The following is a 10,964-nucleotide window of genomic DNA, read 5'->3' on the forward strand; positions in this document are numbered from 1 at the left end:
AGTAGTGTGTACTCCACTTTGTACGGTTGCTCATGCGGGAAATGGGGCGAATAGTACTCAATTTGGCGTGCTCACCGGGGGCCGACTACTCGGTCCTGCCCCGAACCCTGAGTAGCGGCAGGGACGGCCGTGGAGGGAGCGTCCCCGCCTCCCCGGGCCCGGGGTTACCCGAGCCGGGCAGGGGAACCAGTCAGGCCCCCGCCGGGGCGCCGCTTAGGCGCCGACAGCGAGCTCGACGACGTCCGTGCCGTTGTCGACGAGGAGCAGTTTGTTCTGCCTGCCGACGGCCAAATCCGAGTAAGTACCCCGCAGGAGCTCAGTACGCGTTTTTCGCTCGAGATCCAGTAGGGTCACTGTGCCGCCGCACAGGTGCACGATCCGGTTGCTCCCCGGGAGCGCTTCGATGCTGCTCGTGCGGTATTTCGCGGCCGCCCAACGCTCGAGGAGCCGGTACGTGGCCACCGGCGTTCCGTCGGCCTTGCCCATCTGGACCACCCCGTTGCTGGTACTCACGTAGAGTCCGCCGCGCACCAGGAGGGGGCTGTTGATCTCCACTTCTCCCGGCAGCGCCTGCTTCCACAGCATCCTTCCCTGTGCGACGTTCCAGGCGAAGACATGGGCGGGGGTGGCATCGTTGGGTGCTCCGTGGCCACCCTTGATTCCGGTCGTGCCGTAGACGACGTCGCCCTCGCCGACCAGTCCCAGGATGGACTGCCCCGGGACCGGATCCACGATTACGCGGGTCGAGTCGTCGGCCGGGTCGATGAGGACGAGAGCGCCGCCGCTGCGGCCGTAGTCCGGGATGGTGCCGGCGACGACCCGGCTCCCTGCGGTGGTCCATGCGATGGGCCGCGATTGCAGGTACTTGTCCCGCAGTTCGATCAGCTTCTTGACGGACCCGGTGGCAGGGTTGAAGCGGAAAATGACCCCGCCGGTATAGGAACCGATGTAGAGGGTCCTGGCGTTGTAGGACAGCATCCCTTCGATCTGCCGGATGCCCGCCGCGGGGGCGGAGCGCCAGGTCCGGCGCGTGACGAGGTCGAGGCTGCCGATCCCGTCGCCGAGGTAGCCGCCGAAGAAGACTTTGTTGCCCGCGGGGGCGATGAGGGTTTGCAGCTTGAAGATACGCGGGGCGAGCTCGGCCGGCACATCACGGACGCTGTTCCCGCTGTCGAGTGAGATCCTGGCAACCCGGAAACCCTTGCCGCTTCCGCACAGCAGGTTCAGGTAGCCCTGGCTGCCGGACGCCTCGAATTCCATCGCCTCGGGCGGCCCCGGAACGAGGCACACGTAGTCCGCTTCGAGCGTCCGGGTGTCGATACGCATCAGCCGATGTGAGCCCGCGCCGCTCCAGACCGCGTACGCCTCGGAGTTATCGTCCGAAGAGGCAGTGACCATTCCGGACGGCAGCCACTTCCATGGGGGCGTCAGCCAAGTACCCGTTGACGTCCGGTAAACGCTGAAGATCGTCTTGCCGTCCGGCCCGACGACGTACACAAAGAGGAGGTCGCGGTGGGCTTCAATGCGCCGCACGAAACCCGTGGGAATCCTCCAAGGCAGCGGAATCTCGCGCACGCTCCCGGGGTTGTCCGTGTCCCAGCTGAAGATGGCCGGATTACTGGCCCCTGTCCCCGCGTAGACCGTGTCCGAGGAGTCGATGGCAAGGGAGCGGACGTACTGGGTGTCGGCGCGGAGCCGGCCGGTGTTAAGGGTGGACCCGCTGGCAGGGTCGAAGCGCGTGGCGTTGCCGGAGGGGTAGTTGCCGTTCCAGATGCGGCCCTTCGAATCCGTCGCCACGGCGAAGGACGCGTTGGTTGTCCCTTTCGCCGTGCTGTATCCCGTGGAGACCGTCCCGGAGGAAGACACTCGTTGGACGATGTTTTCGGCTCCGAAGGCGAACAGCGTGGCGCTTGGGGCGTCATACGCCGTACCCCCGACACCGCCGCCGTTGCCGGGGAACGGGTTGATCTGTTTCTCCCTGACGCCGGTGGCGGCGTCGAGGATCTGGAGCTGGCCGCTCAGGCCCGCCGCGGAGGCCGCAATCTTCAGGACTCCCTGCCCGGTCCGGAAGAACTCCGCGGTGACGTCCGGGTCACCCATGAACACGTTCCGGTAGCGGCGGAGCGGCGCGGAAGGTTTGGCCATCCTGGTGGTCAAGGTGACTGCCTTGCCGTGCGCGGTCGCGAGCGACTTCGTGGGCATCGTGGGACCTGGCCGCTGGGCAGGAGCGTCGAGGACGGACCCGGGGTCGGCTGATGGCTGGTCCGTGACGGAATTGGGATCCGCAGCCGCGCGTCCCGGCCCGGGCCCGGCGGTGGAGCGCGTGAGCGCGGTCCCGGCGCCCAGGGCAATGCCGAGCGACAGCACCGTCCTGCGCAGGACCCCCTTGGATGCGGCCCGGCCGCACTCAGGCGGCGAGGAGTTCGGGCTGCCGGACATCAAGATCACCCCCGCCCGTGGTCGCGGTGAGGCTGAGGCGGAGGGTGTCCGTTCCCGTCAACGGGAGCGTGAGGTACTGGCGGACGGTGACGAAATCGGGCGAGGCCCGCAGCACCACATCCTTGGTGACGTCCAGGCCCGCTGCCGATCCGGCGTCGAATACTCGCAGCCTCACGCGGCAGCCTCGGAGGGAGCGGAGGGAGACGCGCAACTGCCGCGGCGAGCCGGCGTGCCCACTTAGCGGAAAGTCCGTGCCAAGGACGGCGGTGGGCGTGCGGCTGCGCGCGACGTCCTGGCCGTCCTCCTGAAGCAGGGTCCATTGCTCGGCCGGCACGTTCCAGCCGTCCCAGGCGGGTCCGCCCACCCCGGGAGCTGACAGCAGGTCGTGCCGGTCTGCGCTGTCAATCCGCGCGGTCATCAGCCCGCCTACAGTAAGGATCTCAAGGCGCCCGGCATCGCGTTCCGACGCGCACCATTCGAAGAACCCTTCGAGGGCGTTGAGTTCGGCAGCATTGAGGCCGCTGGGGTGGTACATGAAGCAGGCACCCCGCCGCTGGCGTCGGGCGAGCTTGACGTAGCCCTGTCCGCGGCTTATCGCGTCGAGGCTCTCGAAGGGGATGTGGCCCCGGCCCAGGTTCGACAGGGGTTCGCCCGTCATCGACCAAAAGCCCCGTATGGTTCCGGTCGACAGGGCGTGCTCCTCCATGATGAGCCGCCCCGCTGGATTTTCAGAGAACGCCGACAGGGTCGCTCCGCCGTTGAATCCCAGGTAGTTCGTGCCGCCGACTCCGGGCGGGATGAACAATTCGATGGGCAGCTTCGGCAAAGACTGTGCCAAGGAGCGGCGGGAGTCCACGATCTCTGCGCGCAGCCGCGGCTCGGAATCCGCGTCGCGGTGGGTGGCGCTGTGGTTACCGATCTCGAAACCGTTCTCCAGCGCGTACTGCTGGAGCTGTGCGAACGTCACCGAATCGCTGCCGTTCGGTCCGCGTTCGACGGCGGCCATCTGCGACAAGGTCGCGATCGTCACCGGAATCGAGTACTTCCGGTGCAGGGGCAGCACATTGGATACGAACTTGTTCAGGTGGTGGTCGCAGCGGAACGCGATGGCCGTCTGCCCGTTGGTGCCGATCGGCCCGCCGCGGCGGGCGAGGAAGGCATCGAGCATGGACGCGTTGCTCGGGAGTGGCTGCGGGGCTGTGTCGTCCGACGCCGTGCACCCGGTGGCCGAAAGAGCTGCCACTGTGCCCAGCCCGGCGAGCGCCACGAAGCGCCGCCGTCCCAGGGTTCCACGTTCCAATTCCACAAATCTCCTGTCCCGGCGGAGCTAGACCCAATGCGTGGTGAAGGCACGGACGGCGGACCCGGGCACAGACCGGCGGAAGACCCTCGCACGCACCTGCCCTTCGTCGTCGGGCAACGGGAAGATGAAGTCCGTGTCACCGCTCGGCGGACGCTGTTCGAGGATGCCGGCTTTGCCGAACAGGTGGACCGCAAGGGTTTCTCCGTTCCCGGGCCAGCATTGGAGGGTGACCGACCCCGGCTGGCGGGTCAACGCGTACGGCAACGGCTCCTGCCCGCTGCCCTGCTCGAAGTCCGCCACTTCGGCGGACAGCAGGTGCTTGAAGACCTGGCCGATCTCGCTGTGGGGCAGGCCGGGCAGCACCAGGCTGGCGGGTTCGTAACCGGCAGCGCGGGCGTCGTCCAGGAGCGGTTCCACATGGGAGGCCAGGTGGTGGTCCGCGGAGCCGACCGCCACGCGGATGGCGGTGCTGCGGTGTCCATTGGCCAGGATCTCCCTGGCCCTGTCGTTGAGGAACCGGCGGTGCTCCTCCGTGGCCCCACCCGTCATGAAGTCCAGGATCTGCGGGGCAGCGTGGAACAGGTAGTCCCCCACCCGGTATTGGGGGGCACCCAGCACGACCTTCCCGACACCCAGGGTCACGCCGTGCAGCAGGGCCGCGGTGGCGCCTTTCGAGGAACCAGCGAATATGACGTCCTCGAGCGCGACGCCGAGGTCTTCCACGAGTTTGGCAAGCAGGCCTTGGGCCTCGTGGAAAATCGAGTCGTCACCGTGGTCCATCCAGTAGTAGGAGCCCTGCCGCCCGAAGTCATCCATGATGAATACCTTGGACAGCCGGCTCTGTTCCAGGGATGCACGGTAGTTGAAGGTGAAGTCGTGTTCGGCGCCGATGGCCGAGAAAACCACCAGGAGCTTGCCCGCCGATGACCCGTCGGAACGGTTCGCACCTTCGGCCCGATCCAGGAGGTAGTTGAAGGAGCGCCCGGAATCGTGCCGGAGCCAGTTCATGCCCGGGCGCCCGATGCCGCGGTCCTTCAGCAGGAAGCGGTCGAGTTGCAGGCGGATGCGTACGCCGCCGCCATGGCCCGCCAACGCGAGCCGCCGCCCCCCGGGCCCCGCCTCAACGGACAGGCGCGCCGCCGTCGTGGATTCAAGGTGCAGTTCACCGAACTGGACCTCATCCGACCAAAAGGCCGCACTGTGGCCATGGGCCACAAGGTGCACCCCCTCGGGGATCTCCAGCCGGACGTCCCACTGACCGCCTGATCCGGCATCCGCTTCAAGGACGAATCCGGCGGGCCCGCCGGGAGGCAACTCGCCCAGGCGCACGTTTGAACCGTCGAACCCCGACGCGGCATTCGCGGCATCGCGGAACGAGGCCGCGAGCAAGTCCCGGGCAGAACTAGGAATCAAAACCAACTACCGACCGCCGTCCGTCCGCCCGGGCGCGCCAAGGATCTGTGCACAAAGGGCGGTGAGTACCTTCTCTTTGCTGAAACGCCGCTCCACGAAGGCCTTTGCCGCGGCCGCGTTCTCACGCCACTCCTCCGGGAAAGCTGTCTTCGCCTGGATCTGCTGCACCATCTCTTCGATGCTCGCGGCCAGCCATGACGTGGGGTAGATCTGGTCGGCCCCCGGCCAGGCGAGGCTGCTTGGCACGGCGCCGTTCATGGCGCCGTCGGCAAGGGTCAGGTGGAACGATTCGAAGTCACTTACGGACAGGACCACGCCGATCTTTGTGTACCAGTCCGCCATGTCATTGCCATGGGGGTCGAACGTCACGGCGCCGGCCAGCTCGGGGTCTTCCGCGATCCGTGCGTACTGCTCTTCGTAGAAGCGCATTTCTTCGGGCCTCTTGGCCATCCAGGCAAACTCCTCGGGCCGTTTGCCCTTGACGAACAGCCTGTAGCGCTGGTCGTTTGTCCGAAGGGCCTTGAGCACATCCAGCGCCCTGTCCAGATGTTTCTGGGCCGGGACGATTCCGACCAGGCCGAGATTGAAGCGGTGGTCATCGTCCTTGGCGCGAGCGTCCGCTGCCGGATTCACCGGGTTCGGCACGATCAGGGCCTTCTTGGATGGCACGTTGTGGTCCCGCACGGCGATATCGGCGATGTGCCGACCGACGAAGACCACCGAATCGACGGCGTTGAACGCGACGTCCTTGAGGTACGGGCGGAAGATTTCCTGGGAATGGACCCGCATCACAAGCCGCTGGTGCGGAAGCTTGTTCTTGGAGTACCACAGGGCGTTGCCGAGGCCCCACTCGCAAAAGACGATGTCTGCGGTCTTCAGGAGTGCTTCGCTCTGCTCCGGATCATGCTTGTTATGGTCATGCCACCGGTCGAAGACGACGGTATGTCCTTCGTGCTGGAGCTCTTCCACGATTCCATTCGCGAACTTCAGATCGTGCCCCGCGACCAGGACAGTCTGTTTCCGGGAAACCTCGTCGCGGACAACCGCCGGACGTTCCTCGCGAAGCAGGGTCCTGCGGAGCGTCAGTTCCGCTTCCCCGTTCCCGCCGCGGGTAGCCGTGAGGGCAGGCAGTTGCTCCGCCCCGGGACCGGCCTGGAGGAGGCCCAGCCCCTTTGTTTCAAGCCCGGATTCGCTGAAGCCGAGCCGATCCCAGTCGCCAAACCTGGCGGCCGTCAGAAGGTCTTCGAACGCCGTCCGGTCGGCGATGTCGTCCGGCAGGGAGCCGAGGAAGTCAATGCCTTCTCCGGCCGCCTTCCGGCAGGCATCCTCGACGTCGACGGCGGCGCTGAAGCCGCCGGACCCGGAAGGGGCGTAGACAAGCCGCGGCGGGACAGTCTGGGCTTCAAGCCTCGCCAGTTGCTCCTGTGTGGCCTCGGTGAGGAAGACGGCGTAGGAAGGCAGCTCCGGCGCCCGGACCACCAGGCCCGCGGTACGGAGCGCGAGGGCAAGGCGATGGCCCGCCGTGTGCCCGCGGTGGACGAAACGGTAAGCCAGCCAGGCATCACGCAGCCTGACCTCTTCGTTGCCCATCCACTCTTCAATGATGAGTTCGGCTTCGTCCTTGCTGGAAACCACCGGCACCAGCCCATTGAGGACCTCGCTGACACCCCGGCCCGTTCCGCTCACAACGGCACCCCCGGAAGCCGCAATTTCCATGACCCGCCTGGAGAACATGGTGGGCGAGGCATCCACGGAATTGACATTGATATGGACCGGGTGCGCCTTGTAGGCGTCCACCATGTCCCCGTAGGCCAAGCCGCCGCGGACGAAACCGGCCAGTTCCGCCGGGAAACGGTACGGGCTGTCCGGGTTGAGGTGCTGGCGGTCGTAGATGGCAAGGCCGAAGCTCTTCGCAGCCCCAAGCAGGCGCACCAGTTCAGCGGACCGCTTGGGGTATTTTTCCCCGTAATAGGAACCCGCGTAGGCGACGGAATGTTCGTATGGCCGCTTCGGCGGAAGCGGGTTGTGAAGGCCCGGCTGCGCGTAGAACGGCAGCGAAGCTACGGTCCTCAGCCGGCTGCCGGCGCTTTCGAGATACCTCGGGATGCATTCGGCATCCGTGGTGAACACATGGTCAAAGTACTTGGACGTAACCCTGAACCGGTTGAAGTGCACGGGATCTTCCTTGTTCCAGAAGACCGTCGGCACCGAGTTCGCGTTGCAGTACCGCAACAGTTCCCTCAGGACGGCAAACGGCTCATCCCCGTAGAACCCGACCTTTTGCCGCCACAATCCGTCCACGCCCTCCCACGCGGACTCGACGAACAGCGCATCGATGGCTTCCACCTCGAGCTGGCGCCGCCAGGTGGAAGGCTCAAGGACGACGAACTCGGCCTCCGGAAGCAGCCCTTCCATGGTGAACTGGTCCGCGATGATGCCGATCCGGTGCGCCCGGAGGGGCTTGCCTGCGTCCATGGTGCCGGACATCGTCCGGGCCTGGGCATGCGTGGCCGCTGCCGTTTCCGAAGCCTGCGCCCACGTCCTGTGCTCAATGGTCCACAGCCGGGCACGGCGGCCCATTTCCGAGCGCAGCCGCGGGTCTTCCACCAAACGCCGCAGGACGCCGGCAAGCGAAACGGGATCGCCCGGGCTGCAAAGCAGCGCCCGCTCCTGCGCCCCGCCTGCAAGATCCCTCGACGGTCCAAGATCGGAAAGCACAACGGCCTTGCCGCTGGCCATGGCTTCGAGTGGCTTGAGGGGCGAAACCATTTCCGTGACCGGGAAACGCCGCCGCGGGCAGGGCATGATGTCGAAAAGGCTCACGTAGTCCTTGACGGACTTCGCCGGAACCCGTCCGGTGAAGACCACGTGCTTGCCAAGCCCCAACTCCTGGGCGGTCTTCCGAAGCTCGCCAAGTTGGGCGCCGTCGCCGACGATCACGCAGCGCACGTCCAGGCCCTGATCCACCAGGATCCTGGTCGCTCCCAGAAGGTCGGGCAGGCCCTCGTAGGCAACCAGGCTGCCGGTGTAGCCGATGACGATGGAGCCTTCGGGGAGTCCGAGCTTCGCGCGAAGGGCAGCCTTGGCAGGCATCGGCTTGAAGGTGTCAGTGTCGACCGAATTTGGCAGCAGCTCGATCTTGGCCTCGTCGGCGCCCCTGCGGATCAATTCCTCGCGGACCTGCTTGGTAATCGCCAGCACCCGGTCGGCCTCTTGAACCACGAGCGCTTCGAGCTTCACCGCAAGCCGAAAACGGTCGCTTTCATCCCACCAGGGCTTGTTGGAAAGCTCGGTGATCTCCCAGATGCCCCGGACTTCGTAGACGAAGGGAAGCCCGAGCCGGCGCGCCGCCATGAGTGCGGGTAGCGCCGTGACGTAGTTCGACGCCGCGTGGATGACGGCAACGCGGTTCCGCTGTGCTTCGCGGACGATCACGTCCGCGGCGCTCATCAGATAGTGGTCGAGGCGGTCCTTCGAAAGGTCCGGGCCGGGGTTGAATACGTGCGGTACTCCGGCGATCCTGCGTTCGAACCGGCGCTGGCCGGGTGCAGGCACATCGGTCTTCGCGTCCCACGGGTAGCCGGGCCGGGCCGCGACGACGATGTCCTCACCGTTGTCCACCAGGCCCGTGACGAGGCCGGCTGTGCGGGTTGAATACCCGTTGCTGTTGAAATGCCCGGTGCTGTGCGCGCAGTACATGACCCTGCCGCGCTCCACCAAATAGCCGGGATTGGGCTGACGTGGGGAGAGGAAAATCCCGGATTCCAGGAGGGCGTTCTGCCCTTCGATATTCTCGAGGATCTGCTTGTCCTTGCCCGCGAGCCCCGACAGCAGGCTCCTGTGCTCCGAAATCCTTGAGGCAGGCAGCGCCACGGCGCCCCTGACGAAGTATTCGTGCATCACCAGTTTCAGCAGGCTTCCCTTCGAAGGGGAGGCCTGGAAGTCGCGGAGGAGTTGCTCGTACGCGGGAACATCCGTGCGCGCCGCGGCTTCCGTGTGCGGCGCGGCTTTCGAAGGCGCGGCTTCCGTGTGCGGCGCGGCTTTCGAAGGCGCGGCTTTCGAAGACAGGGCCTTGGACGGCGCCGGCGTCGAAGCAGCCCCCGCCTGGAGAGCCCCAGCGGGCTGCGCCGGCGCGAGCGCGGGCTTCGCCGCCGGGCGGAAAGCCCGCAGACGGAACGACGACGCAGCGACCTTCAGCTTCCGTGCGGCCTTCCTGGCGATGCCATAGGGCGCCGTCAGGGACCGCCCGAGCCGGAGGCTCCGGGATTGCCGGAGCCTCCGTAGGGTTGTCCGCAGCTGGGTGTTTTCTGCTTCGGCCCGGTCGAGCCTGTCTTTGAAGCCGTCCCTGGCGCGACGCATCGCCCTCAGGTCCCTATCGAGGTCTTCGGCCTTCCTGGCTTGTCTCTTGGCTTCCTTGGCGGCACGCTCGTATTCACGGATCAACTCGTCCGTGTCGCTTGCGTAACGCCTGCGCTTCGCCAGCTGCAAAGCGGAAGTCTGTGCCGATTCGTCGGGGTGCTTCATCAACAGGTCTCCGAGCCCTCCGTTTCTACTGCCAGATTCCGCGCGTGTCGATCACAGCTTTGCCCTCAAGGACCGAGCGGTCGATTTCCTTGAAGTCGTCGTGGTCAACGAGCAGGAGAACGGCGTCGGCTGCCGCAATGGAGGCCCCGGTTTCACCCAGCGTGACGTTTGCGAGGCCGGTGAGCTGGCGCGGCAGGCTCTCAACGTGCGGTTCGACGACCAGCAGTTCGGCGCCGTCGACCTTCGTGCTCAGCTTCTCCACGATGGCCACCGCGGGCGACTCGCGGAGGTCGTCGATGTTTGCCTTGAATGCCAGCCCCAGTACTGCGATCTTCGGATCAGCCTTCTCGCCGACGGCGTCCAGGACCTTTTTGACGACCCATTCCGGCTTGGCGTCGTTGGTCTCCCGTGCCTGGCGGATCAGCTGTGCCTCCTCCGGCGCAGCAGCAACGATGAACCACGGGTCGACGGCGATGCAGTGGCCACCGACGCCGGGACCGGGCTGAAGGATGTTGACCCGCGGGTGGTGGTTTGCCAGCTTGATGAGTTCCCAGACATTGATGCCGAGCTTGTCGCTGATCACGGAGAGTTCATTGGCGAACGCGATGTTGACGTCGCGGTAGGAGTTCTCCACGAGCTTCGCCATTTCGGCCGTAGCCGCGTCCGTGACGAGGATTTCGCCCTGGCAGAAGACTGCATACAGGGCCCGTGCCAGTTCGGCCGCCTCGGGAGTCAGGCCACCGACGATGCGGTCGTTGGTGACGAGCTCGATCATGATGCGGCCTGGCAGAACGCGCTCGGGGCAGTGGGCCACGTGGATGGCCGGCTTGCCGTCGGCACCGTCCAGGCTGAGGTCGGGCCGCAGGCTGATGAGGTAGTCGCCCAGCAGCTGGGTGGTACCGGGAGGGGACGTGGACTCGAGGATCACGAGTTCGTCGCCCACGAGCTGCGGGGCAATGGCACGCGCTGCAGCCTTGATGTAGGTGACATCGGCAGTGCGGTCCGGGTTGAACGGCGTGGGGACAGCGACGATGTAAGCCTGCGCCGCCGGGGTTTCCAGCGAAGCGCTGAGCTTCTTCTGGCTGACCGCACCGGCCACATAGGACGCGAGGTCGGGTTCAACGAACGGAACCTCGCCGCGGTTGACGGCGTCCACCGTTCCCTGGTTTACATCGACGCCGATGACGTGGATATCGTTTCCGGCCAGGATCGCTGCAGTCGGCAAACCAATGTATCCGAGACCGACGACCGCTACGTTTTCGATTGTATTCATTCCAAACACCCC

Annotated in this window: 5 protein-coding genes; all 5 read right to left on the minus strand. The window is 66.0% G+C overall.

What is annotated here, in order from left to right; genetic code table 11:
• Positions 1 to 213: 213 nt before the first annotated feature.
• From ACZ9CK_RS10540 to wecC, 5 genes are read right to left on the minus strand one after another with little or no spacing between them, the layout of a single operon-like run.
• The gene (locus ACZ9CK_RS10540) at positions 214 to 2,439 is read right to left on the minus strand and encodes an outer membrane protein assembly factor BamB family protein (RefSeq protein ID WP_476049920.1); all 2,226 of its coding nucleotides are present in this window, start codon (positions 2,437 to 2,439) and stop codon (positions 214 to 216) included.
• On the minus strand, positions 2,408 to 3,745 hold the full coding sequence (locus ACZ9CK_RS10545) for a polysaccharide deacetylase family protein (RefSeq protein ID WP_476049921.1): 1,338 nt from the start codon (positions 3,743 to 3,745) through the stop codon (positions 2,408 to 2,410). The genes ACZ9CK_RS10540 and ACZ9CK_RS10545 overlap by 32 nt, the downstream gene beginning before the upstream one ends.
• A gap of 21 nt (positions 3,746 to 3,766) precedes the next feature.
• Positions 3,767 to 5,161: a hypothetical protein gene (locus tag ACZ9CK_RS10550; RefSeq protein ID WP_476049922.1), complete on the minus strand. Its 1,395-nt coding sequence runs from the start codon at positions 5,159 to 5,161 to the stop codon at positions 3,767 to 3,769.
• Positions 5,162 to 9,679 (minus strand): glycosyltransferase, encoded by a 4,518-nt coding sequence (locus tag ACZ9CK_RS10555; protein ID WP_476049923.1) that lies wholly within the window; start codon positions 9,677 to 9,679, stop codon positions 5,162 to 5,164.
• A gap of 25 nt (positions 9,680 to 9,704) precedes the next feature.
• Positions 9,705 to 10,952, minus strand: a complete 1,248-nt coding sequence (wecC, locus tag ACZ9CK_RS10560) for a UDP-N-acetyl-D-mannosamine dehydrogenase (RefSeq protein WP_426298232.1) — start codon at positions 10,950 to 10,952, stop codon at positions 9,705 to 9,707.
• Positions 10,953 to 10,964: the final 12 nt, after the last annotated feature.

The organism is Arthrobacter sp. TE26545, assembly GCF_056279005.1.